At 72.8% G+C, this 23,548-nt stretch carries 21 protein-coding genes, 1 tRNA gene and 1 other RNA gene; 10 read left to right on the top strand and 13 right to left on the bottom strand.

Features of this window, described 5'->3' with window-relative positions; translation table 11 throughout:
* Window positions 1-108: 108 nt before the first annotated feature.
* Complete coding sequence (locus DFJ68_RS05810; RefSeq protein ID WP_121031791.1) at window positions 109-816, top strand: SDR family NAD(P)-dependent oxidoreductase; 708 nt, start codon at window positions 109-111, stop codon at window positions 814-816.
* On the opposite strand, the gene DFJ68_RS05805 is transcribed toward DFJ68_RS05810, so the two are convergent.
* Window positions 791-2,038 (bottom strand): MFS transporter, encoded by a 1,248-nt coding sequence (locus tag DFJ68_RS05805; protein ID WP_121031788.1) that lies wholly within the window; start codon window positions 2,036-2,038, stop codon window positions 791-793. The two genes, DFJ68_RS05810 and DFJ68_RS05805, sit on opposite strands and share 26 nt — an antisense overlap.
* Before the next feature lie 71 nt (window positions 2,039-2,109).
* Between DFJ68_RS05805 and DFJ68_RS05800 the strand changes: the two genes are divergently transcribed.
* The 3 genes from DFJ68_RS05800 to DFJ68_RS05790 all read left to right on the top strand — a co-directional run bounded on the left by DFJ68_RS05800 (window position 2,110) and on the right by DFJ68_RS05790 (window position 5,651).
* On the top strand, window positions 2,110-3,093 hold the full coding sequence (locus DFJ68_RS05800) for a LysR substrate-binding domain-containing protein (protein WP_121031786.1): 984 nt from the start codon (window positions 2,110-2,112) through the stop codon (window positions 3,091-3,093).
* A gap of 71 nt (window positions 3,094-3,164) precedes the next feature.
* Window positions 3,165-4,523: a hypothetical protein gene (locus tag DFJ68_RS05795; protein ID WP_245963488.1), complete on the top strand. Its 1,359-nt coding sequence runs from the start codon at window positions 3,165-3,167 to the stop codon at window positions 4,521-4,523.
* Between the two features lie 63 nt (window positions 4,524-4,586).
* Entirely contained in the window at window positions 4,587-5,651 is a 1,065-nt protein-coding gene (locus DFJ68_RS05790; RefSeq protein ID WP_245963487.1) for an FUSC family protein, read from the top strand.
* On the opposite strand, the gene DFJ68_RS05785 is transcribed toward DFJ68_RS05790, so the two are convergent.
* From DFJ68_RS05785 to rnpB, 3 genes are all read right to left on the bottom strand, one after another.
* Window positions 5,641-6,618, bottom strand: coding sequence for a hypothetical protein (locus tag DFJ68_RS05785; RefSeq protein WP_121031782.1), 978 nt, complete (start codon window positions 6,616-6,618; stop codon window positions 5,641-5,643). The genes DFJ68_RS05790 and DFJ68_RS05785 overlap by 11 nt on opposite strands.
* A 192-nt stretch (window positions 6,619-6,810) precedes the next feature.
* The gene (locus DFJ68_RS05780) at window positions 6,811-7,119 is read right to left on the bottom strand and encodes a hypothetical protein (protein ID WP_121031780.1); all 309 of its coding nucleotides are present in this window, start codon (window positions 7,117-7,119) and stop codon (window positions 6,811-6,813) included.
* A gap of 204 nt (window positions 7,120-7,323) precedes the next feature.
* An RNA gene (gene rnpB, locus DFJ68_RS05775) (RNase P RNA component class A) lies at window positions 7,324-7,718 on the bottom strand.
* 82 nt (window positions 7,719-7,800) lie between these two features.
* On the opposite strand from rnpB, the gene DFJ68_RS05770 reads away from it, so the two are divergent.
* Window positions 7,801-8,637, top strand: a complete 837-nt coding sequence (locus DFJ68_RS05770; RefSeq protein WP_121031777.1) for an LAGLIDADG family homing endonuclease — start codon at window positions 7,801-7,803, stop codon at window positions 8,635-8,637.
* Between the two features lie 179 nt (window positions 8,638-8,816).
* Entirely contained in the window at window positions 8,817-9,674 is an 858-nt protein-coding gene (locus DFJ68_RS05765) for a hypothetical protein (protein WP_147431516.1), read from the top strand.
* A 41-nt stretch (window positions 9,675-9,715) separates the two neighbouring features.
* Here the strand turns inward: DFJ68_RS05765 and DFJ68_RS05760 are convergent, their stop codons facing one another.
* Window positions 9,716-11,155, bottom strand: a complete 1,440-nt coding sequence (locus tag DFJ68_RS05760; protein WP_121031773.1) for an RNB domain-containing ribonuclease — start codon at window positions 11,153-11,155, stop codon at window positions 9,716-9,718.
* A 72-nt stretch (window positions 11,156-11,227) separates the two neighbouring features.
* On the opposite strand from DFJ68_RS05760, the gene DFJ68_RS05755 reads away from it, so the two are divergent.
* Complete coding sequence (locus DFJ68_RS05755) at window positions 11,228-11,998, top strand: YaaA family protein (protein WP_121031771.1); 771 nt, start codon at window positions 11,228-11,230, stop codon at window positions 11,996-11,998.
* Window positions 11,995-13,086 carry an SLC13 family permease gene (locus DFJ68_RS05750; RefSeq protein ID WP_121031769.1) on the top strand — a complete coding sequence of 364 codons (1,092 nt, stop codon included), beginning with the start codon at window positions 11,995-11,997 and terminating at the stop codon, window positions 13,084-13,086. Before DFJ68_RS05755 ends, DFJ68_RS05750 begins: the two co-directional genes overlap by 4 nt.
* 129 nt (window positions 13,087-13,215) lie before the next feature.
* Here DFJ68_RS05750 and DFJ68_RS05745 read toward each other — a convergent pair whose 3' ends face one another.
* The 8 genes from DFJ68_RS05745 to DFJ68_RS05710 all read right to left on the bottom strand — a co-directional run bounded on the left by DFJ68_RS05745 (window position 13,216) and on the right by DFJ68_RS05710 (window position 18,773).
* Window positions 13,216-14,403 carry an O-succinylhomoserine sulfhydrylase gene (locus DFJ68_RS05745; protein WP_121031767.1) on the bottom strand — a complete coding sequence of 396 codons (1,188 nt, stop codon included), beginning with the start codon at window positions 14,401-14,403 and terminating at the stop codon, window positions 13,216-13,218.
* Window positions 14,400-14,813 carry a rhodanese-like domain-containing protein gene (locus DFJ68_RS05740; RefSeq protein WP_121031765.1) on the bottom strand — a complete coding sequence of 138 codons (414 nt, stop codon included), beginning with the start codon at window positions 14,811-14,813 and terminating at the stop codon, window positions 14,400-14,402. Before DFJ68_RS05740 ends, DFJ68_RS05745 begins: the two co-directional genes overlap by 4 nt.
* A 26-nt stretch (window positions 14,814-14,839) precedes the next feature.
* The gene (locus DFJ68_RS05735) at window positions 14,840-15,913 is read right to left on the bottom strand and encodes a reverse transcriptase-like protein (RefSeq protein ID WP_245963486.1); all 1,074 of its coding nucleotides are present in this window, start codon (window positions 15,911-15,913) and stop codon (window positions 14,840-14,842) included.
* Between the two features lie 56 nt (window positions 15,914-15,969).
* Window positions 15,970-16,764, bottom strand: coding sequence for a zinc ribbon domain-containing protein (locus DFJ68_RS05730; RefSeq protein ID WP_308331195.1), 795 nt, complete (start codon window positions 16,762-16,764; stop codon window positions 15,970-15,972).
* Complete coding sequence (locus DFJ68_RS05725; RefSeq protein ID WP_121031761.1) at window positions 16,707-17,588, bottom strand: Nif3-like dinuclear metal center hexameric protein; 882 nt, start codon at window positions 17,586-17,588, stop codon at window positions 16,707-16,709. The genes DFJ68_RS05730 and DFJ68_RS05725 overlap by 58 nt, the downstream gene beginning before the upstream one ends.
* 1 nt (window position 17,589) lies before the next feature.
* Window positions 17,590-17,662 (bottom strand) — tRNA-Val (locus DFJ68_RS05720).
* 66 nt (window positions 17,663-17,728) lie between these two features.
* Window positions 17,729-18,328 (bottom strand): redoxin domain-containing protein, encoded by a 600-nt coding sequence (locus DFJ68_RS05715; protein WP_121031759.1) that lies wholly within the window; start codon window positions 18,326-18,328, stop codon window positions 17,729-17,731.
* Window positions 18,329-18,356: 28 nt separating this feature from the next.
* On the bottom strand, window positions 18,357-18,773 hold the full coding sequence (locus tag DFJ68_RS05710; protein ID WP_121035122.1) for a DUF3052 domain-containing protein: 417 nt from the start codon (window positions 18,771-18,773) through the stop codon (window positions 18,357-18,359).
* A gap of 381 nt (window positions 18,774-19,154) precedes the next feature.
* On the opposite strand from DFJ68_RS05710, the gene aceE reads away from it, so the two are divergent.
* Window positions 19,155-21,926: a pyruvate dehydrogenase (acetyl-transferring), homodimeric type gene (aceE, locus tag DFJ68_RS05705; protein WP_121031757.1), complete on the top strand. Its 2,772-nt coding sequence runs from the start codon at window positions 19,155-19,157 to the stop codon at window positions 21,924-21,926.
* Between the two features lie 130 nt (window positions 21,927-22,056).
* Complete coding sequence (gene argG / locus DFJ68_RS05700) at window positions 22,057-23,478, top strand: argininosuccinate synthase (protein WP_121031755.1); 1,422 nt, start codon at window positions 22,057-22,059, stop codon at window positions 23,476-23,478.
* Window positions 23,479-23,548: the final 70 nt, after the last annotated feature.

Below are 23,548 nucleotides of genomic sequence, written 5' to 3'. Positions count from 1 at the left end.
ACCCCGCGGGGGCGACTCGCGAGTAGGGACCCGGCGAGTCTGGGCGGACGCCGGCCGGCGCGGTCCGCGGGTCGCGCCCCGTGACGCCGCATCGGACATGATGACGAGGTGACCGACCTCGCCTCCGCCCACGTCCTCGTCCTCGGCGCCACCGGCGGACTGGGGGCGCCCATCGCGCGACGGCTCGTCGCCGCGGGCGCCCGCGTCTCCCTCTCCGCTCGCGACGGGTCGAAGCTGGCCGCCCTCGCCGACGAGCTGGGCGACTCGGTCGTCACGACCGTGGCCGTCGACCTGACGCTTCCGCCCGGGCCGGGCCAGGCGGTCGAGACAGCCCACGGCGCGGCGCCGCTCACCGGTGTCGTCAACGCCGCCGGCGTCGTCGCCTTCGGCCCGGCCGCCGAGCTCGACGACGACACCCTCGACGAGCTGCTGCTGCTCGACCTCGTCGCGCCGGTGCGCCTGGTGCGCGCGGCTGCCGCGGTGCTGCCGGAGGGCGGCTTCATCGCCCAGGTCAGCGCCGTCGTGGCGGAGAAGGCGATGCCGGGCATGGCCGCCTACAGCGCCGCCAAGGCCGGGCTCACGGCGTTCGACGCCGCCGCGGCGACCGAGCTGCGCCGCCGCAAGGTGCGGGTGCTCGACGTGCGCCCCCCGCACACCGAGACCGGCCTCGCCACCCGCCCCGTCGCGGGTGAGGCGCCCAGGCTGCCACGGGGTCTCGCACCGGATGCCGTGGCCGCGCGCATCGTCGCGGCCATCGCCGACGACGAGCGCGACCTCCCCGCCGAGGCGTTCAGCGACCGGCCGGAAGGGTCCTGACCGCCACGACGGCGGCCACGGCGGCGAGCCCGACGACCGACGCGACGACGCCGGGCCAGCCCAGCGCCGTCCACGCGTAGCCGAGCGCCCAGCCGACGACGGCGGAGCCGCTGTAGTAGGCGACGTTGTAGAGGGCGGTGGCCTGCGCGCGACCCGTGGTGGCGCGGGCCCCGACCCACGCCGAGGCCGTGGCGTGGACGGCGAAGAAGCCGGCCGTGAAGACGAGCAGCCCGACGACCACGAGCGGCAGTGGCGAGCTGAGCGTCACCAGTGCGCCCACGACGACGGCACCCGTCGAGGCGAGCACCATGGTGCGCCGGCCGGTGCGCCCGACCCATCGGCCGGCCGAGCGCGACGACACGGTGCCGGCGGCGTAGGCCGCGAAGATGAGGGACGCGACGCTCGCCGGCAGCCCGAACTCCGGCCCCTCGAGGCGGAAGGCGAGGTAGTTGTAGACGGCGACGAACGCGCCCATGAGCAGGGCGCCCTGCGCGTAGAGGGCGAGCAGGACCGGGTCGCGCAGGCTGGTCCGGATGCCGTGCAGCACCGTCCGTGCGGTGGCGCCGGTCGCGCGGTGGCCCCGGGCGGTCGGCATGAGGCGCAGGAAGGCGACCGAGGCGACGGCGCACAACGCCGCGACGGCGAGCAGGGCGCCGCGCCAGCCGACGAGACCGGCCAACGGGCCGGCGACGAGGCGACCGGCGGCCCCGCCGAGGGTGGTGCCGCTGATGTAGGCCGCCGCCGCCGCGGCCGTGTGCGACCCGTGCACCTCCTCGTGCAGGTACGTGACGGCGAGGGCGGGGAGCCCACCGAGGGCCATCCCCTCGACGAGCCGCAGGGCGAGCAGCACCTCGAGCGACGGCGCGAGGGCGACGAGCACGCCGAGCACCGTGGCGGCGACGATCGCGGCGCGCATGGCCTGCAGCCGTCCGACGCGGTCGGCCACCCACGACCAGGGCAGCACGGCGAGGGCCACGCCGAGGGTGGCGAGCGACACCGACAGCGCGGCGTCCGACGCCGAGACCTCGAGCCCGCGGGCCAGCGTCGGCAGCAGACCCTGGGGCGAGTAGAGCTGCGCGAAGGTGGCGAGACCGGCGGCCCCGAGCCCGAGCAGGATGCGCCGGTAGTCCCGGCTGCGCGGCAGGTGACCCTGCCAGCCCTCCTCGGCCGACCGGCCCCGGGCATCCGCGGCGGAGGAGGCGGCCGGGCTGGTCGAGGTCATGGGGCGACGCTAGGCCGACCCCGTCGCAGAGCACTAATGCATGAGACGTCCCCCGCTCATACGCTGTCGTCATGGATCGCCGGACCCGCGACGTGCTCGCGCTGCTCCCCGTCCTCGTGACCGTGGCCGAGGTCGGTCAGGTCACGACCGCGGCGGCGGTGCTCGGGCTCCCCCAGCCCACGGTGAGCCGCCGGCTGGCGCGCCTCGGCGACCTGCTCGGCACCCCGGTCGTCGAGCGCCGGGGCCGAGGCATCGCGCTGACGCCCACCGGGGAGGCCCTGCTGCCCGACGCGCAGGAGGGGCTGGCTCGGCTCGAGCGCGCCGTCGAGCGCGTCGCCCGAGCCCGCCGGGAGGGCCACGGCACGGTCTCGCTGTCGTTCCAGACCCTGCTCGGCGAGACGGTCGTCCCCGCGCTGATCCGCGCGTTCCGGGAGGTGCACCCGCACGCCCGGTTCGAGCTGGCCCAGGGCTCGCGTCAGAAGGCGCTCGACGACCTCACGTCGGGGCGTGCCACCGTCGCCCTCGTCGCGTCCCCGCCGCAGGTCGGGGGTGGCAGCGCCACCGTGCTCTACGACGAACCGCTCGTCGTCGCCGTGCACCGGCAGCACCCGCTCGCCGGGGCTGCTGCTGCAAACTCGCCTGTGCAACGGTCGGTCTCGGTGACCGAGCTCGTGTCGTCGGGCCACGACGAGCTCATCGTGCTCAAGGCCGGCTACGGCCTGCGCGGCCGGGTCGAGGAGATCTGGGCTGACGCCGGCATCCCCCTGCGCATCGCCTTCGAGGCCGAGGACGTGCACACCGCCCGTGGTCTCGTCGGTGCCGGTCTCGGTGTCGCCGTGCTGCCCGCCTTCGCGGCGTCGCACGACGTGGTCCCGGTCGGTCTGCAGCACCCTCGGGCACGGCGCACGATCGGCGCCGTCGTGCGCGACCCGTACCGCGACCCCACGGTCGCCGCCTTCGCCGCGTTCGTGCACGACCGCGGCGCCGGGGTGGCCCTGGCCTCGCTGGGACGGGCCGTGCAGGGGGACGAGGCGACCGGCATCCGGCGTCGGTGACCCAGTCGACCCACCCGACCCACCCGTCGACTGGGGTGGCCGGAGAACCCGACAAGGCGGACACTGGGCAGATGAGGCGACGACACGGCCTGGTGACCATCGGTGGCGCGCTCGTGGCCGCCGCCATCGCATCGGGCGGCGCCGTGGCGGCTGCACCTGCCGTGCCGGTCGAGGCGGGCGAGGCGTCCGTGGCGGGCACCCGGTCCGTGCTCCACCTTCCCCGCGTGCCGTGGGAGGGCGGCTCGGCGTACTGGTCGCGCTTCCCCGAGGCGCACCGCGCGGGGTGGGACCGCGCATCGTTCTTCCCGACGGCGCTCTGGTACGGCTCGTGCAACCCCGACCAGTACGTCTTCGACAAGGCCCACGGCATCAACACCTACGCCCAGTGCAACCCCGAGACGACGTACGACGGGCTCGCGGCCGCCCGCATGTCGACGCTCTTCACGCCGCAGGGGCAGCCCGCGAGGGGCGGACGGGTGCAGGTGGGGACGCTGCTCGACGACGAGGTCGACGGTCGCTACGAGGTCGAGGAGGGCCTCGCCCACATGCGCGCGCTCGCCCGGCAGTACGACGTGGCCCGCACGGGTCGCTTCACGTACGCCAACTGGACGGGCAGCATCCTCACCGGCGACCGCTCGATGAAGGTCTCGACCGACTACTACGACACGGTCGACGTCAACAGCGTCGACGCGTACCTGCTGTCGGTGCCGCAGTGCGACTGGACGTACGACGGTCAGTGGGTCGGGTCGCGCTACCGGGTGCCGGCCGTGTCGTCGTGGTCGTCGGGTCACGTCGGGCTGCCGATCTCGCAGACGTCGTGCCGCACGCCCTCCTCGTACGGCAAGCTGATCGACCTCCAGCTCGAGGTGAACCGGGCGCGGGGGCAGCGGGGCCCGCTGTGGGGGGTGCACGAGGTCATCTCGACCGGCGGCAGCGTCAACGGCTACCGCCAGCCGACGGGCGCGCAGGTGAAGGCCGCCGCGATGAACTCGGTCGTCCACGAGGCCCGCGGCCTCATGTGGTTCTCGCAGGCGCCCGACCAGGCCGACGTCAGCGACTGCGTCAGCGGTGACGCGTTCCGCGACGCCCGGGTCGACCCGAGCTCGTGCGGGGCCGCCAACGTGGCCGCCGTCGGCGAGTTCAACCACTTCCTCCAGTCGCTCGCACCCGTCATCAACACCCGGTCGTTCGTCTGGAGCTTCGGACCGGGCACCGACACGATGCTCAAGGTGCACCGCGGCGCCGCCTACGTCTTCGCCATGGCGCAGGACGGCGGCCACGGCACCCGCACCTTCACCCTCCCGCCGGGCGTCACGGGCCGGCGCGTCGTCGTCGTCGGCGAGAACCGCACCCTGCCGGCGAGGGGCCACACCTTCACCGACACCTTCGCCGACGAGACTGCGTACCACGTGTACCGGGTGCAGCTCTGACGGTGCCCTGAGCGGTGTGGACGCGTCGGCGGCCGCGGCGCCCGCGTCCTATCGTGGATGCCGATGAACGCCGCCCCACCTGCATCCCGACCCGGTCCGACTCCCTCGCCGTGGCGGTCGCTGCTCGGGTGGGGGCCGTACCGCGGCGCCCACCGGGTCGCGCTGCGGGCCGGGGTCTCGGTTCTCGTCCCCCTGCTCGTGCTCACCCTGGCGGGTCGGCTCGAGCTGACGCCGTACGCCGCGTTCGGGGCCTTCACGTCGCTGTACGGTCGCCAGCACGGTCGACGGCAGCGAGCCGGCATGCAGGTGGTGGCCGGCGGGTTCCTCACTGTCGCAGTCACGCTGGGCGTCGCCGCCTCGGCCGCGCCCGGCACGCGCTGGCTCGTCGTGCTGCTCGGGGCCCTGCTCGGAGCAGCCGGGTCGCTGGCGTCCGACGCCTACCGCTGGCACCCACCGGGCCCGCTGTTCCTCGTCTTCGCCTTCGCCGTCTGCGCGACGGTGCCGGCGGGCCTGACGACGGTCCCGGTGGCAGCCGGTGTCGCCGCGCTGTCCGTGCTCTTCTCGCTGGTCGTCTCGCACCTGGGCGGGGTGGCGCGACGTGAGCCGTGGGGCCGCCCCCACCTGCCCTCGCCGCACTTCGCCGACGCGTGGTCGGCCCCGGGGGCGGCGACCCACCTCGTGCGCCACGTCGTCGCGCTCGGGGTCGCCGGTGCGGTGGCCACCGCCGTCGGGTGGGTGCACCCGTACTGGGCGATGGTCGCCGCCGTCACCGTGCTGTCGGGGCCTGACCTCAGCTCACGTCTGGCCCGCGGGCTGCAGCGCGTGGTCGGCACCCTGCTGGGGCTGGCCGTCGCCGCGCCGGTCCTGCTGTGGGGGCCGCGGGGCGTCGTCGCCGTGCTCGTCATCGTCGGGCTGCAGGTGCTGACCGAGCTCGTCGTCGGGCGCAACTACGCCGTGGCCCTGCTCTTCATCACGCCGCTGGCCCTCATGATGGGCCAGCTCGTGCACCCGGCCCCGGTGCGGCCGTTGCTCGAGGACCGCCTGCTCGAGACGGTGCTGGGTGCGGCCGTCGGCGCGGTGGCTCTGCTCGTCGTACCGGACCGCCGGGCGGGGCGCGTCACGGGGTGACGGACGCGCCCCGCCCGGCCACGACGGCATCCGGTGCGACGGGGGGCGGTTCGACGGGCCGAGGTGCGCTGGCATCCTGACCCTGGGCGACGACGGCACGGGTCTTCTGGTCGCGGGTGGCGAAGGCGCACAGCTCGTGGGTCTGCATGAGCCAGAAGAGGCCGAAGCCGGTCACGACGACGAGCTCGGCGGCGAGGATGAGGTGCGACCGCCACGGCAGCCAGGCGAGGGTGGCGACCAGGATGACGAGTGTCGCGGCGGCCGTGACGCCGTAGCGGTTGCGCCACGGCCGACCGGCCCCTTCACCGTGGGTGCGCTGCTCGGCGCGCGCGAAGCCGACGGCGTTGGCGACCATGACGCCGAGAACGCCGAGCACCATGGTCGAGGCTGAGATGCCGTGGGCGACGTCCTTGAAGGTCGACGGCCAGAAGACAAACATGCCCAGCTGCGCGAGAACGACTGCGCCGCAGAGGGTTCCGAGAACTCGCGCCGTGCGGCGCTGACCTCCGGCGGCCGTGGCGGCGGCGCGCCCCTGGCGCGGCATGAGCCGGTACAGCACGAGGAAGACGACCGACACGGTGACCAGCGAGAGGACGTTGTTGCGGACGGCGTCGGCGGTGTTGGCGTCGGCCACGAGGCCCGCGTACTTGCCGGGGCAGCTGTCGTCGACGGTGGTCGGTACGAGGGCGACGAGCCACGCCATGAAGCCGGCGAAGTCGAGCAGCACGTTCTCGACGGCGTCGTTGCCCTTGTAGGCGATGAGGCACGCGCCGAGTGCTGCGAGCGAGAAGACGAACGCCCCGCGCACCGGCGTGTGGAAGTAGGCGCTGATCGAGCCGAGCAGACAGTCCTGACCGCGCGTCGACTCGAGTCCCGTCGACACGACGAGCATGAGCAGCAACGGCACCATGGCGACGCGCAGGGTGCGGTAGGTGTCGAACAGGGTGCGCTGGAACGTCTCCGGCATGGTGGCCTCCCGTGACCGCGCCGGGTCTCCCCCGGCTCACGTCAGAGGTCGGCCGGTCCGTCGCTGATACCGGCGCCGGTTCGGGGCGCCCTCGAGCTGAGGACCCGCCTGAGGCACGACCGCATCAGCCCCGCACGACGGTCATCGCGTGGGCCCCGAGTCGAGGAGGCGTCAGTCGACAGGGAGTGCGAGTCACTTCCTGTCGCTCATCAACAGGTAACCCACGCCGCCCACGAGCAGACCGGTCAGGACTCCCAGGAAGCCGAGAAAGGCGGCCGCCGCACCCCAAGGCATCCATCCCGTCAGAGGCACATCGACCTTCCCGATGAGGCTCATCCCGCACGGGGTGGCGGCGTCGACGAAGCCCGACGCACACGCTCGACCCTGCGGAAGTCGGGTGGTGATGAGGCCACCGATGACCCCGAAGATCGAACCGGTGACACCGAAAGCGGCTTTGGCCGATTCCGTCATCAGGCTCTCCGCCCAGTTCTCCCCGGCCATGACGCCCCTCTCGGCCGCTCGTCCTCCGACCATGACAGGGCCGAGCGGAACCTGCGGCGCCTTTGGCGAAACCCGGCCCCGACGCTCACCTGCAGCTTGCGGGTCGCCGTTCAGGCGAGCGACACGAGGTGCAGGGTCTCGCCCGGGGGCCCCTCCGAAGCGCGGCTGACGTCATCACCGACCGCCCCGTCACGGCCGGGTGAACGGATGAGTCGGCCGGTACGCCGGGTTCTGTCCCGCACCGTCGTTGCCGACGTTGGTGCAGTGACGGTCATCCATCTCGGCCGGCCATTGCTGACCGGCTCCAGCGTCCTACCCGCGCACTCGACCGGGCCGGTCTCCCTGACGCCGAGGCGTCGTGCATGCGCTGTCTGGACTTGCTCCGGGTGGGGTTTACCGAGCCGCTCCGGTCGCCCGGAGCGCTGGTGGTCTCTTACACCACCGTTTCACCCTTACCGGCTGCAAGCAGCCGGCGGTCTGTTCTCTGTGGCACTGTCCCGCGGGTCACCCCGGGTGGCTGTTGGCCACCACCCTGCCCTATGGAGCCCGGACGTTCCTCGGCAGGGCCGAAGCCCTGACGCGACCGTCTGGCCGACTCATCCGTCGCCCAGCATAGGGCCTCGGATGCCGGCCGGCCGCCACCGTCGAGCCGCTGTCGGTGCTCGGCGCTAGCGTCCGAAGATGCTGCTGGATCCGCAGGTACCCGCCATCTCCTACCTCCTCGGCCTGCTTCAGACCGACGGGTCGCACCACGGTTCGCTCGACGGCAAGGGCAAGGTCTCCATCGAGCTCGCGGTACGGGACCTCGCAGTCCTGCAGGCTCTTCAGCCTCATGTGCCGTGCTATTCCTCCCTCCGGCTGAGGACGCGAGAAACCAACTTCTCGTCGGCGTCCTCGACGGCGACGCTCGCGTTCTTCAACCAGTCGGTCCGGCGCGAGCTCTCCACCCTCGGGCTTCCACCGGGACGCAAGGCGCGGACGACGGCGCCCGTGGACCAGTCCCTCGTTTCGTCCCGCGACTATCTCAGGGGCCTGCTCGACGGCGACGGTTCGGTGGGGATCACCGCCCGGGGCTATCCCTTCGTCTCGTTCATCACGGCCAGCGAGGCGATGGCTCGACACGTCGAGAGCGAGATCGAGAGGGTCACGGGTGCGCGGCGGCGTTGTGGCCGCAACACGCGTGACGCGGTCTTCAACGTCATGGTCGCGAACGAGCCGGCCGCGATGTTGGCGGCCTACTGCTGGAGCGAGCAGGACATCTCGATCCCGCGCAAGCGTGCGTCTGCCAGTCAGGTGGCCGGGTGGCGGCCGCCGCCCGGGCGACGCTTCGGGGCGCCTCGCAAGCTGTGGACGGACGCGGAGGACGCAGTCCTCCACTCGGGCTCGGTGGAGTCCGTCGCTCGGCTGCTCAACAGGACAGAGCGCAGCGTCGCCATGAGGCGCTGGAGAGCGGCACGCGCCCTGCCCACCGTCGACACCGGCCCAAGCCCCGAAACGGACTACGACCAGATGACGTGACGCGCGCCACACATCAGCGTCGTCGCCAACGATGTGGGTGCGCCGATCGTCGTCCCTTCGTGGCCTCGGAGCAGCGGCCGCCCGACCTGCTCCCGAGACCCGTCAGGACCCATGAGCCCGACACTCACCGACGACCGCACCGACCCGCGACTGACCGCACCGACCCGCGACTGACCGCCGTGCCGTCCCCCGACCCTGCCGAGGGGTCGCCGCCCGACGTCACCCGCGATCGGCCACGCCTCGTCGACCCGTCGCTGACGCAGGTGCTGGGCGGCTCGATGGCCGCCGCCACCGCCGCCTTCCTCGGCTCGAAGCTCGGAGTCGTCGGCACGATCGCGGGCGCCGCCGTCGGCAGTGTCGTCTCCGCCTTCGCGACGAGCGTCTACACCGGCTCACTGCAACGCGCCGGTCACGCCGTCCGTCGGCTGCGCGCCGATTCACCGACGCTACAGTCCAGTTCGCACGGTGATGCACCGTCGGTACCGGATGCCGGTGGGCAGGCTGTCGCTCCCGGAGCCCGCACGCGTCGCGTCCTGCTTGCGGCCGTGCTGCTCTTCGCCGTGGCGACGGCGATTCTCATCGGTCTGCAGCTGACGACCGGTGCGTCGGTGACGGGCACCGACCTCGGCGGCCGCTCCGCGTCCTCCGGGCACTCCGGGGCGCAGCACTCGACCGGGTCGCAGACGGCGCCCGCGTCGGGCGAGACGGACACCGCGGCGACAGACACCCAGAGCTCAGACGGCGCGCACGAGACCGCCGGTCAGACCGCCAGGGGTACGACCGCGACGACACAGCTGTCGCCCACCGGCAGCAGCCCCACCCCGGAGCAGGGCGCCACCGCGCCGACCGGGGCGCCCACTCCCGCGGCGTCGTCTGCCGCCGGCGGCACGAGCGCCGGATCGTCGGTGCCCTCCGCCGGGGCCACGCCCACAGCCGCCGCCTCCTCCGCCGGGACGACCCCGTCGGCGACCGCGACTTCCGTGGCACCGACCACCCCGGCGACGGGAACGGCCCCGTCAGTCACCGCCCCGCGTTGACGCAGCGGGGCGCCCGTCACCCCAGGCGCGCAAGTGGCGCCTCAGACCAGCGTCAGGGTGGCGGTGCCGGCGGCCACGTCCGCGGCGTCGACGCGCACGCGGACGGTCGACCCGGCATCCGCCGTGCCCGTCGCCTTCGCGACGATGCCGAGCTCGGTCAGCTGCACGCTGACACCCTTCTCGCTCTCGTCGACGACGACGCCGTCGACGGTGCGCCCGACGATGCCGACGAGCTCGGCCACCTCGACGGCGTCGGTGCACGCCCGGCCCACCCCGTTGGCGACCCGGTCCGAGCTGGCCATGATCTCGGGGAGAGTCGGCAGAGCGTCGCGAACCCATTGCGGCACAGGCGAACCGGAGGCGAGCGACTCACACACGACGAGGCCGAAGCGGTCGACGAGGCGCCGCAAGGGGGCGGTCACGTGCGCGTAGACGCTCGCGACGGCGGCGTGCTCGCGCTGCTCGGGGACCTCGCCGTCGAACGGCGTGTACGTCGCCCCGCGGAAGAGGCTCGTCGCCTCGTGGATGAGGGCGAGGTGACGCGGGTTCGTGCGGTCGAGCGTGCGCAGGAACTCGCCGTACGGCTGCCCCTCCGGCCACGGCACGCCCGCGGCGGTGGCCTGGCGACGGAAGCGGCGCACGGCATCCTTCTCGGGCGGCGGCATCGTGCGCAGGATCCCGACCCGGCCCTCGATCATCATCTCGGCGGCGGCGATTCCGGTGAGCAGGGAGATCTGCGCGTTCCAGTCCTCCGAGTCGACGACGGGCCGGAACGACACCGAGAACCCCGCGTCGCCGTCACCCGAGACGACCTGCTCCGGCATGGGCAACGACGCGCCACCCCGGCGCCGCTCGGCCTCGACGCGCTTCTGCCCGATCTCGCGGAGCAGCAGCAGCACCTCGTCGGCGACGCCGTCGTCGACGAGGTGCTGCACCTCGTCGTAGTCGTAGCGGTGCACGCTGCGCACCATCGCGCGGTAGACCGTCGCCGAGGTCGACTCCCCCGCCTCGTCGAGCGCGATGTCCCAGACGAACGCCGGGCGAACCTGGTCGGGCAGCAGGCTGGCGGCCCCCTCGCTCAGCTCGCTCGGGTGAAGCTGCGCCCGCACGTCGGGGCAGTACACCGTCTGCCCGCGCGTGCGCGCCTCGGTGTCGACCGCGCCGCCGGGACGCACGAAGGCGGGCACGTCGGCGATCGCGTACCGCACCCGGTAGCCGCCGTTCTCGCCCCGCTGCAGGTGCATGGCCTGGTCGAGGTCCATCGAGCCGGGCGGGTCGATGGTGATGAACGGCAGGGCCGTCTCGTCGCGGTCGGGCAGCTCGGCGGTCCCGGCCGCCACCTCCGCCTCGGCGACGACGTCGGCCGGGAAGGGCACCACGACACCGAACTGCTCGCGGACCGCCTCGAACCGGGCCACCAGCGCCGCGGTGAGCTCGTTCTCGGTGGCGTTCGGGAGGAGGACGACTCTGCGCTGGGCCATGGCGCCACCCTACGCACGCAGGCTGCGAGCCGTCGGTGCGCGCCGTGTCGCCGCCTGCATAGGCTGGCCGCCGTGCTCATCCTCCTGCCGCCCTCCGAGGGCAAGACCGCGGCCCGACGAGGCCGCCCCCTCGACCTCGGATCGCTTTCGTTCCCGGAGCTGACGCCGATGCGCGACGACCTGATCGAGGTCGTCGCCCGGGCCAGCGGCGAGCCCGAGGGTCACGAGGTCATCGGGGTCAACCCCAACCTCGTGGGCGACCTCGAGCGCAACACCCGACTGCGTACGGCGCCGAGTGGGCCGGCATCCGCCGTCTACTCCGGGGTGCTCTACGGCGCCTTCGACGTCGCCTCCCTCGACGCCGCGGCCAAGCGCCGTGCCGCGCGGTCGGTCGTCGTCGTGTCGGCCCTCTTCGGCGCACTGCGCCTCACCGACCGCATCCCCGCCTACCGGGTGAACGTCTGCGCCGAGGTCGAGGGCGTCGGGCTGCTGACGCGCGAGTGGCGTCCCCTGCTCGCCCCCGTGCTGGATGCCGTGGTGCGCCCTCGCGAGCTCGTCGTCGACTGCCGCTCGTCGACCTATGCGTCGCTGTGGCGCCCGACGGGCGACCGCGCGGCGGCGTGGGTGCAGGTGGCGGTGCCGGGCGCGTCGCACCTGGCGAAGTTCACCCGCGGCCTCGTCGCACGAGAGCTCGTGTCGGCCGAGGCACCGCGCACCCCGACCGCGCTGGCCGAGCGGCTCGGTCAGAGGTTCGGCGTCGACCTCGCCGAGCCGGTGCGGCCCGGTGGGCCGTGGGTGCTGTCGGTGGCCGACCAGAGCAGGGCCGGGGCGCACTCGTCGTGACCGACCTCGCCGCCCTCGCCGACCGGGTCGTGCCGGTGCTGCTGTTCCTCGTCTTCATCACCGTCGTCGCCGAGATCTGCGACCTCGTGGGGCTCTTCGACGAGGCGGCCCACCTCGCCGCGCGAGTGGCCCGCGGCCGCACCTTCGTGCTGTGGCTGCTCGTCGTCGTGCTCGCGTGCGTCTGCACCATCCTGCTCAGCCTCGACACCACCGCCGTGCTGCTCACCCCGGTGGCCATCGCCGTCGCCGGTCAGGTCGGGGTCTCACCGCTGCCGTTCGCCATGACGACGCTGTGGCTGGCCAACACGGCCTCCCTGCTGCTGCCGGTCTCCAACCTCACGAACCTGCTCGCCCTCCACCGCTTCGACGCGCTCGGCCTGTCGGTCACCGACTACCTCTCGCTCATGTGGGCGCCGGCGCTGACGGCCATCGTGCTGACCGTCGCCCTCGTGTGGCTGCTGCACCGCCGTGAGCTGCGTGGGCGCTACGAGAAGCCCGGCCGGCCGGAGCCGCACGACCGCCTGCTCGTGGTCGCTGCGGCCGTGGTGGCCGCGGCGCTCGGCCCTGCCTTCGTCGCCGGCATCACGCCGGCGTGGCCGGCGGGGATCGCGGCCGTGGTGCTCGTCGCGGTGACGGCGTGGCGCTCCCCCGCCCTGCTGCGCCGGGTGTCGGTGCCGTGGAAGGCCGCGGTCGGCGTCGCGGTGCTCTTCGTCGTCGTCGACCTCGCCCTGGGGTTCGGGCTGGGGCCGTGGCTGACGAGCGTCGTCGGCACCGGCAGCGGGCCAGCCGAGCTGCTGCGCCTGTCGGGCATCGGGGCGCTCACCTCGAACGGCATCAACAACCTGCCCGCCTACCTCGCCCTCGAGGGCACCGCCGACAGCTCGCCCGTGCGGCTGGCGGCGCTGCTCGTCGGCGTCAACGCCGGGCCGATCGTCACGGTCTGGGGGTCGCTCGCGACGATCCTCTGGGCCCAGCGGTGCCGCTCGGCCGGGCTGACGGTCTCGGTGTCACGCCTGGCCGTGACGGGGCTGCTCGTCGCGGTCGTCGTCGTCACCGGCGCGACCCTCGCCCTGTCGGCATCCGCCTGACCCCGTCGACCGCGGCGTCACGAACTGGCCACTCGACATTTGCTGACCGGCCGCGAGAGGCCACTTCCCGTGAGGCCCGGCCGTGAGGAACTGGCCTTTCGACGGTGTCTATTTGGCCTTTCGACGGGGTCAGGCGAGGGCCTGGGTGAGGTCGTCGACGAGGTCGTCGACGTCCTCGAGGCCGACCGAGACGCGCAGCACGCCGTCGGTGATGCCGACCGCGGCCCGGGCCTCCGGGGCGAGTCGCCGGTGGGTCGTCGTCGCCGGGTGGGTGACGAGCGACTTGCTGTCGCCGAGGTTGTTGCTGATGTCGATGACGCGCAGGGCGTTCATCAGCGCGAACGCCTCGTCCTTGCCGCCGTCGAGCTCGAACGTCACGACGGTGCCCGCCGCCGACATCTGTCGCTTCGCCAGCTCGTGCTGCGGATGAGACTCGAGGAACGGATGCACGACCCGGCGCACCTTCGCGTGCGACTCGAGGAAGCGGGCGACGGTGAGCGCGTTGGCGGCCATCCGCTCGACCCGCAGCGACAGCGTCTCGAGGCCCTTGACGAGCACCCACGCGTTGAACGGTGACATCGACGGGCCGGTGTGCCGCATGAGGTTCTGCACCGGGCCGTCGATGAACTCCTTCGGCCCGAGCACGGCGCCGCCGAGGGTGCGTCCCTGACCGTCGATGTGCTTCGTGGCGGAGTAGACGACGATGTCGGCGCCGTGCTCGAACGGCTTGCTGAAGACCGGCGTGCCGAAGACGTTGTCGACGACGACCTTGGCGCCAGCCGCGTGGGCCAGCTCGCTGACGGCGGCGATGTCGACGAGCTCCTGCATCGGGTTGCTCGGCGTCTCGAAGAAGACGGCGGTCGTCGGCTCCGACAGGGCCTCGCGCCACTGGTCGAGGTCGGCGCCGTCGACGAAGACCGTCTCGACTCCCCACCGCGGCAGGATCTCGTCGAGGATGACGAAGCACGAGCCGAAGAGCGCCCGCGAGCTGACGACGCGGTCGCCCTGGCCGAGCAGCGCGGCGAGGGCGACGAAGACCGCCGACATGCCCGAGCCCGTCGCGAAGCAGGCCTCGGCGCCGTCGAGCCGGCGCAGCCGCTCCTCGAACATCGTCACCGTCGGGTTGCCGTAACGGGAGTAGACGAAGCGGTCGACGTCGCCCTTGAACGCGGCCTCGGCCTGCTCGGCGGACTCGTAGACGAAGCCCGAGGTGAGGTACAGCGCCTCGGCCGTCTCCTCGAAACCACTGCGGGACAGTCCTGCTCGCACCGCCAGCGTGTCGGGGCGCCAGCTCTGGTCGGTGCGGTCGTCGCTCATCCCTGCACCCACGGCAGCCCGGCGACCTTCCAGCCCGACACGGTGCGGTGGTGCTCCTCGTCGTGCGGGCCCTCGAAGCCCTCGAGCACGTTGTGCGCGTGCGACCACCCGGCGGCGGCCGCGGCCTCGGCGGCGGCGACCGACCGGACGCCCGACCGGCAGAGGAAGAAGACCGGCGCGTCCTGGCCGACACCCAGCTGCGTGAGCTGGTCCGTGAAGGACGTGTTCACCGCTCCGTCGGGCCAGCGCTGCCACTCGACGCGCACGACCTCCTTGCCGACCGACCGCAGGTCGGGCAGCCCGACGTACGACCACTCGGCGGCCGTGCGCACGTCGACGAGGACGGCGTCCGGTCGGTCCGAGAGAGCGGCCCAGGCCTGCTCGGGGGTGACGTCACCGGCGTAGCTCATGCGCCCGAATATCGCACAGCGCGAGGTCAGCCGAGGTGGTCCGTCCGGTTGGTGAAAGCGACGGATGCCGTGCCGTCGGGCCACACCTCGACGCCGGACAGGCTGCCCGGTGCCGTCGCCAGCGCCCAGAACCGGTCGGTGGGCAGCCCGAGCACCTCGGCGACGACGGTGAGCACGCCCCGCCGGGTCGTCACGACGACGGCGGTGCCGCCCGTGCGGACGAGGTCGCGGTAGGCGGCCAGCGCGTCACGGTCGGAGGCGCGGTCGGAGGCCTGCTCGGACGTGTGCCCGCCCTGCGCCGCGTCGGCGTCGTCGACAGGGGCGGACCACCGCGGGTCCTCGCGGGTGGTGCTGCCCGCGTCCGACACCGACCGCGCCAGGGCGGCCACCGCTGCGTCCGCAGCGGCTCCGGCGGTCCGGCCGGTTCGAGGGCCGCCGGCACCCGGCAGCACGACCGGGGCGTCGCCGACGAGGTGGCGTACCGCCCGAGCCGTGCGCGCGGCCGCGGCCTCGTCGGCGGGCACCTGAACGAGCAGCAGCCGCAGACCCTGCCCGGCGTCGGCCCCGGTGTCCTCGTCGCGCAGTTCGTCACGGTCGTCACCCAGGGGGCCGTAATCGCCGCCGGCGGTCGCGCCACCGTCGGCGCCATCGTCACCGCTGTCGTCGTCGCCGGCACCGTCCAGGACGCGGTGCACCGAGTGACCGTCCATGCCCTCGTTGCTCAGCGCGTCGGCATCCTTGTTGCGCTCACGGGGGATCCACTCGAACGACACCGATCCGCCGGCGGCCGAGATCTCGGCACAGACGTCGCGGGCCTCGAGGGCGAGACGTCGCATGTCCTCGTGCTTGATCTTCCAGCGGCCCGACATCTGCTCGACGACGAGCTTGGAGTCCATGCGGGCCAGCACGTCGGCGCCGGAGTCGATGTCCCGCGCGGCCTTCAGCCCCGCGATGAGGCCGGAGTACTCGGCGACGTTGTTGCTCTGCTTGCCGAGCGGCTCGGCGAGCTCGACGAGGACCGCGCGGGTGCGCGGGTCGCGCACCAGCGCCCCGTAGCCGGCGACGCCGGGGTTGCCCCGGGAACCGCCGTCGGCCTCCACGACGAGCGAACGCCGTTGTGCCGCAGCACCTTTTGCACCCGAGCGGGCAGGAGGCGTCACAACCCCGACTCGTCGGTGCGGACCATGATGCGACGGCACTCCTCGCAGCGGACGACCTCGTCGGGGGCCGCCGAACGGATCCGCGACAGGTCGACGTTGTTGAGCTCGAGCCGGCAGCCGCCGCAGCGGCGGTGCTTGAGCTCGGCGGCGGCGAAGCCGCCGCTGCTCGTGCGGATCTTCTCGTACAGCGCCTCGAGGTCGGCCCCGACGCCCGCGACGACCTCGGGCCGCCCGCTCGAGACGGTCTCGGCCTCGGCGTCGAGCTTCTGCAGGGCCTCGTCGCGCTCGTCCTCGAGCCCGGCGAGCCGCTCGGCCACCTCCGACCGGCGGGCCTCGAGCTCACCGACCCTCGCGGTGAGGGTCTCCGAGCGCTCCATGACCTCGATCTCGATGTCCTCGAGCTCGGCCTGGCGGCGGGCGAGCGACGTCAGCTCGTGCTGCAGCGCCTGGAGGTCCTTGGCCGAACCCTGCCCGGCGTCGAGGCGCGACTGGTTGCGCGTCGCACGGTCGCGGACGAGCTGCACGTCCTGCTCCGACTTCGAGAGCTCGCGCCGCACGTCGTCGGCCGCGGTGCGGGCGTTGACGACCTCGGTGTCGAGCCGGCCCAGCTCACCGCGCGCCGCCTCCACGGCCGCGAGCTGCGGCAGGTGGGTGCGGGCATGACGGATCTGGTCGATCCGGGTGTCGATCGCCTGCAGGTCGAGCAGGCGCCGCTGGCGTGACGGGTCGGCTTTCAGGGCGCACCTCCGGGGTGGGGCTGGGCGGCGTTCGCACCGACGACGAAGGTCCACGGCTCGGTGCGCACGCGCGAGACTCTGGCCTCGACCCTAACCGGTGCGGCGCCCTCCTCCGACACCACGGCGAGCAGCCGCTCGCGCACGTCCGCGAGCCACAGGGACTCGGTGGCCCAGTGACCGGCATCCACGAGGTAGGGCGGCCCGCCACGGGCCTGCTCGCGCGCCTCGAGGACGGGGTGGTGGCGCAGGTCGGCGGTGACGTACACGTCGGCGCCGGCGCGCTCGACGTCGGCGAAGCGGTCGTCGCCCGACCCGCCGAGGACGGCGACCGTGCGCACCGTGCCACCGGGGTCGCCCGCGACCCGGATGCCGCCGACCGAGTCGGGCAGGGCGCGGGCCACCGCGTCGGCGAAGTCGGCGAGGGTCACCGGGTCGGCGAGCTCACCGACCCAGCCGAGCGGCCACGACCTCCCGTCGCGCATCGTCTCGGTCGACAGCGGCCGCCGTTCCTGCAGCCCCAGCGCGTCGGCGAGCACGGACGACACCCCCGGCTGCGCCACGTCGGCGTTGGTGTGGGCGTTGAAGAGGGCCACCCCCGCGGTGACGAGCCGCGTCAGCGTGGCCCCCTTCGCGTCGGTGGTGGCCACCGAGTGGATGCCGCGCAGCAGCAGCGGGTGGTGGGTGACGACGAGGTCGGCCCCCCACTCGACGGCCTCGTCGACGACGGCGAGGGTCGGGTCGAGCGCGAGCAGCACCCGGCGCACCGGCTGGTCGAGGTCGCCCGCGACGAGCCCGACCTGGTCCCACCCGGCCGCGCTGCCCGGGGGGTACAGCCCGTCGAGGGCCTCGACGACGTCGCGCAGCAGGAGGTCGGTCACGTGGGCCCGGCCGGGCTCGAACCGACGACACCCGCGGTGTAAACGCGGTGCTCTACCAACTGAGCTACAGGCCCCAGAGGCGCACGGCGGTGCGCCCGGCCGACATCATGCCAGCCGCGGGGCGCCCGGGTGCGCGGCCGTCAGGAGACGGTCGCCGGTCGGCGCGAGCGCAGCCGCCCGAGGGCCTCGCGGTAGGCGACGAAGTCACGGCCCTCGCCGGGCTGGTTGACCTCCGACCACACGAGCACCCCGTCGCGGTCGACGAGGAAGGTGCCGCGCAGGGGTGACCCGTCGGCCTCGTTGAGCACGCCGTAGGCGCGGGTCACCGCGCCGTGGGGCCAGAAGTCGGACAGGAGGGGAAAGAAGTGGCCCTCGGCGTCGGCGAAGGTGCGCAGCGAGAACATCGGGTCGCACGACACGGCGAAGACCTGGATGTCGTCGCTCTGGAAGTCCTCCAGCCCGTCGCGCACGGCCCGCAGCTCGCCGGTGCAGATGCCGGAGAAGGCGAAGGGGTAGAAGACGACGACCGCGTTCTTGGCCCCTCGCACGTCGGCGAGGCCGACCTCGGCGCCGTACTGGTCGGGCAGGACGAACGTCGGTGCGAGCTCGCCCACCGCGGGCACCCCCGGGTGGGCGGTCGTCGCAGCACGACCGGACGGCGCACCGGAGCAGGGCGGGCGACCGTCGAGGACCGCCCCTGCCGGCGTCTCAGCCGTCTCAGCCGTGTCGGTCGGGATCATGGGGTCGATTCTGCCAGCACCCGGCGGCTCAGCGGCGCGGCCCCTTGGGCGGCATGAGACGCGTCGCGGTCCAGTCGGCGGCGACGTTGACGGCGCCACCGGTCTGCAGGCCGGCCGTCGACGCGGCCTCCTCGACGTCGCTGGCCTGGACGTGGTCGGGGCGACCTGCCTTCGGCGTGCAGAGCACGACGAACCCCTGGTCGAAGAGCTTGGTGACGCCGTCGACGAGCAGGTCGACGAGGTCGTCGTCGCCGTCGCGGTACCAGATGAGCACGCCGTCGGCGCCCTCGTTGAAGTCCTCGTCCACGAGCTCGCTGCCGACGGCATCCTCGATGTCGAAACGCAGGTCGTCGTCGACGTCGTCGTCGTAGCCGAACTCCTGGATGGTCTGCCCCGTGGCGAAGCCCAGCTTCGCGAGGGGCCCCGCTCCCGCGGTCTCGCCCACGTGCACCCGCCTTCCGGTCACGACCCGGCGACCTGTGAGCCCGGATCGGCTGCCGCCGTCACCGACCGGTGGGGCGCCCCGGCGCGCGCCGGTGGACAAAGTCCACCCGGTCCGGCGCCACGACGCAACCACTGGCCGTGGCGCCCGCGCGCGTCGCCCACCCGGAGGGGCGGTGCATCGGGTGCCGGCCGACCGGCATCCGACGGACGTCGACGCCCGCGGACGGGTCGGCGCGCGCTCCGACCGACCCCCTCTGCACCCGGCCGGCGCGGTCGTGGACCCGTGTGTGACCTCGGTGGACGTTTGGTGGAGGATGGGTGGAGCAGCGTCAGGGCCGACCGGCCGCTCGGCGCGGCATCGCGACGAGAAAGGACCCACGACGTGGCATCCGAAGCCGGCCCGATCCTCAACGGAATCCCCAGCCAGCTGCCCGACATCGACCCCGACGAGACGCAGGAGTGGCTCGACTCGCTCGACGCCGTCCTCGACGAGCAGGGGCGCACCCGAGCGCGCTACATCATGCTCAAGCTCATCGAGCGGGCGCGCCAGCAGCAGGTCGGGGTCCCCTCCCTCACGGCGACGGACTACATCAACACGATCCCGCCGGAGCGTGAGGCCTGGTTCCCGGGTGACGAGGACGTCGAGCGCGAGTTCCGGCGCTACATCCGATGGAACGCCGCGGTCATGGTGCACCGCGCGCAGCGTCCCGGCATCGGCGTCGGCGGCCACATCTCCACCTACGCGAGCGCCGCGACGCTCTACGAGGTGGGCATGAACCACTTCTTCCGCGGCAAGGACCACGAGGGTGGCGGCGACCAGATCTACTTCCAGGGCCACGCCTCCCCCGGCATGTACGCCCGCAGCTTCCTCGAGGGCCACCTCAGCGAGGCCGACCTCGACGGCTTCCGCCAGGAGAAGAGCCACGTCGTCGACGGCAAGGTCGAGGCGGTCCCGAGCTACCCGCACCCGCGCCTCATGCCCGACTACTGGGAGTTCCCCACGGTCTCGATGGGCATCGGGCCGATGAACGCGATCTACCAGGCGCAGTTCAACAAGTACCTGCACAACCGCGGGATCAAGGACACCAGCCAGCAGGACGTCTGGGCCTTCCTCGGCGACGGCGAGATGGACGAGCCCGAGTCGCGCGGCCTGCTGCAGCTCGCGGCGAACGAGGAGCTCGACAACCTCACCTTCGTCGTCAACTGCAACCTGCAGCGCCTCGACGGGCCGGTCCGCGGCAACGGCAAGATCATCCAGGAGCTGGAGGCGTTCTTCCGCGGCGCCGGCTGGAACGTCATCAAGGTCGTGTGGGGCCGCGGGTGGGACCCGCTGCTCGCCGCCGACCGCGACGGCGCGCTCGTGCACATCATGAACGACACGAGCGACGGCGACTACCAGACCTTCCGCGCCAACGACGGCAAGTACGTGCGCGACCACTTCTTCGCCCGCGACCCCCGCACCGCGAAGATGGTCGAGAAGTGGACCGACGAGTCGATCTACTGGGACCTCAAGCGTGGTGGCCACGACTACCGCAAGGTCTACGCCGCCTACCAGGCCGCACGTCAGCACACCGGCCAGCCGACCGTCATCCTCGCCAAGACCATCAAGGGCTACGGCCTCGGCTCGCACTTCGCGGGCCGCAACGCCACGCACCAGATGAAGAAGATGACGCTGGACGACCTGAAGGCCTTCCGCGACAGCCTGCGCATCCCGATCACGGACGAGCAGCTCGAGGCCGACCCGTACCAGCCGCCGTACTTCCACCCCGGCCCCGACAGCGACGTCGTCAAGTACTCGGTCGACCGCCGGCGCAAGCTCGGCGGCACGCTGCCCAGCCGCCGCGTGCAGTTCGAGCCGGTCAAGCTGCCCGGCGACGAGGCCTACGCCCAGGTGAAGAAGGGCTCGGGCAAGCAGGAGGTCGCCACGACGATGGCGTTCGTGCGCCTGCTCAAGGACCTGCTGCGCGACAAGGAGTTCGGCAAGCGCATCGTGCCGATCATCCCCGACGAGGCCCGCACGTTCGGCATGGACGCGTTCTTCCCGACGATCAAGATCTACAACCCCAACGGGCAGAACTACACCCCCGTCGACGCCGAGCTCATGCTCGCCTACCGCGAGAACGTCTCGGGCCAGATCCTGCACCTCGGCATCAACGAGGCCGGCTCGCTGGCGGCGTTCACCGCGGCCGGCACGTCGTACGCGACGCACGGCCAGCCGATGATCCCGGTCTACGTCTTCTACTCGATGTTCGGGTTCCAGCGCACCGGCGACTCCATCTGGGCGGCCGCCGACCAGATGAGCCGTGGGTTCCTCATCGGCGCCACGGCCGGTCGCACGACCCTGACGGGCGAGGGCCTGCAGCACGCCGACGGCCACAGCCCGCTGCTCGCCTCGACGAACCCGGCGGTCGTGCACTACGACCCGGCGTACGCCTACGAGATCGCGCACATCATGCAGCACGGCCTCTCGGTGATGTACGGCGAGGGCTCGACGCCCGACGAGGCGAACAAGATCTACTACCTCACCGTCTACAACGAGCCGATCGTGCAGCCCAAGGAGCCCGAGGGCGTCGACGTCGAGGGCATCGTGCGCGGCATGCACAAGATCGCCCGGGCCGACACGAGCGGCTGGACCCACGACGCGCCGAAGGCCCAGCTCCTCGGCTCCGGTGTCGGGGTGCCGTGGGCGCTCGAGGCGCAGCAGCTGCTCGCCGACGACTGGGGCGTCGCCGCCGACGTGTGGTCGGTGACGTCGTGGAACGAGCTGCGCCGTGACGGCCTCGAGGCCGACGCCCAGGAGTTCCTGCGCCCCGACGAGGAGCGCCGGGTGCCGTGGGTGACCCAGTGCCTCGAGGGCACCGAGGGGCCCGTGGTCGGCGTGTCCGACTACATGCGCGCGGTGCAGGACCAGATCCGCGAGTGGGTCCCCGGCACGTACGCGACCCTGGGCGCCGACGGCTTCGGCTTCAGCGACACCCGCGCCGCGGCCCGCCGGTTCTTCCACATCGACGGCCCGTCCGTCGCGGTGCGCACGCTGCAGCTGCTCGCCCGTGACGGAAAGGTCGACGCCGACGTGCCCGCCAAGGCGGCCGCGAAGTACAGGCTCGACGACGTCACCGCCGGCACGTCGGGCAACGCGGGCGGCGAGAGCTGACCCCGTCGTCACGATCGTCACGGATGCCGTGCGGCCCGGTCCCCGACCTCGGGGGCCGGGCCGCGCGCCGTGAGCCGGCCGACCGGCATCCGATTGGATAGGTATGCACGACTGTGCATATACTTGCATCATGTCCAAGGTACTCACGTCGCTCCCCGTCGGCCAACGAGTCGGGATCGCCTTCTCCGGCGGCCTCGACACCTCCGTGGCGGTGGCGTGGATGCGCGAGAAGGGCGCGGTGCCGTGCACCTACACCGCCGACCTCGGGCAGTACGACGAGACCGACATCGACTCGGTGCCGGGCCGCGCCGGCCAGTACGGCGCCGAGATCAGCCGACTCGTCGACTGCAAGGCCGCCCTCGTCGAAGAAGGCCTGTCGGCCATCGCCTGCGGTGCGTTCCACATCCGCAGCGGCGGCAAGACGTACTTCAACACGACGCCCCTGGGTCGCGTCGTCACCGGCACCCTGCTCGTGCGGGCGATGCAGGACGACGACGTCAGCATCTGGGGCGACGGCTCGACCTTCAAGGGCAACGACATCGAGCGGTTCTACCGGTACGGCCTCATGGCCAACCCGGCGCTGCGCATCTACAAGCCCTGGCTCGACGCGGAGTTCGTGTCCGAGCTCGGTGGGCGCCACGAGATGTCGCAGTGGCTGACGGCGCGCGACCTGCCCTACCGCGCCAGCGCCGAGAAGGCCTACTCGACCGACGCCAACATCTGGGGCGCCACGCACGAGGCGAAGACGCTCGAGCTGCTCGACGAGTCGATGGAGGTCGTCGAGCCGATCATGGGCGTGCGCTTCTGGGACCCGTCGGTCGCCGTCGAGACCGAGGACGTCACCGTGCGCTGGGAGCGCGGCCGCCCCGTCGCGATCAACGGCCAGACCTTCCCGGATGCCGTGGCGCTCGTCGACGAGGCCAACCGGGTCGGCGGTCGGCACGGTCTCGGGATGAGCGACCAGATCGAGAACCGCATCATCGAGGCGAAGTCGCGCGGCGTCTACGAGGCGCCGGCGATGGCGCTGCTGCACCTGACGTACGAGCGGCTGCTCAACGCCATCCACAACGAGGACACCGTCGCGAACTACCACGCGGAGGGGCGCAAGCTGGGTCGCCTTCTCTACGAGGGTCGCTGGCTCGACCCGCAGTCGCTCATGGTGCGCGAGTCGCTGCAGCGATGGGTGGCCTCGGCCGTCACCGGCGAGGTGACGGTGCGCCTGCGCCGGGGTGACGACTGGTCCGTCGTCAACACGACCGGTCCGGCCTTCAGCTACCACCCCGAGAAGCTGTCGATGGAGCGCACCGAGGACGCCGCGTTCGGCCCCGTCGACCGCATCGGGCAGCTGACGATGCGCAACCTCGACATCGCCGACTCCCGGGCCAAGCTCGAGCTCTACGCCGCGCAGGGCCTGCTCGGCCGCGACGCCACCGACCTCGTCGGCGAGCTGGCACCCGGCGGTGCCGCGGCCATCACGGCCAACCCCGCGGCATCCGACGGTGACGGCGACGACGCGCTCGACCGCGCCGCCATGGAGTTCGGCACCGACTGACCGGTCCGTCACGCGAAGGGCCCCCCCGACCACGTGGTCGAGGGGGCCCTTCGCGTGTCCGCGCGGTCAG

The sequence above is a fragment of the Terracoccus luteus genome, assembly GCF_003635045.1.
GTDB classification, from domain to species: Bacteria; Actinomycetota; Actinomycetes; order Actinomycetales; family Dermatophilaceae; genus Terracoccus; species Terracoccus luteus.
Note: the sequence above shows the minus strand (reverse complement) of the source record. Positions and strands in the feature narration are given on the sequence as shown.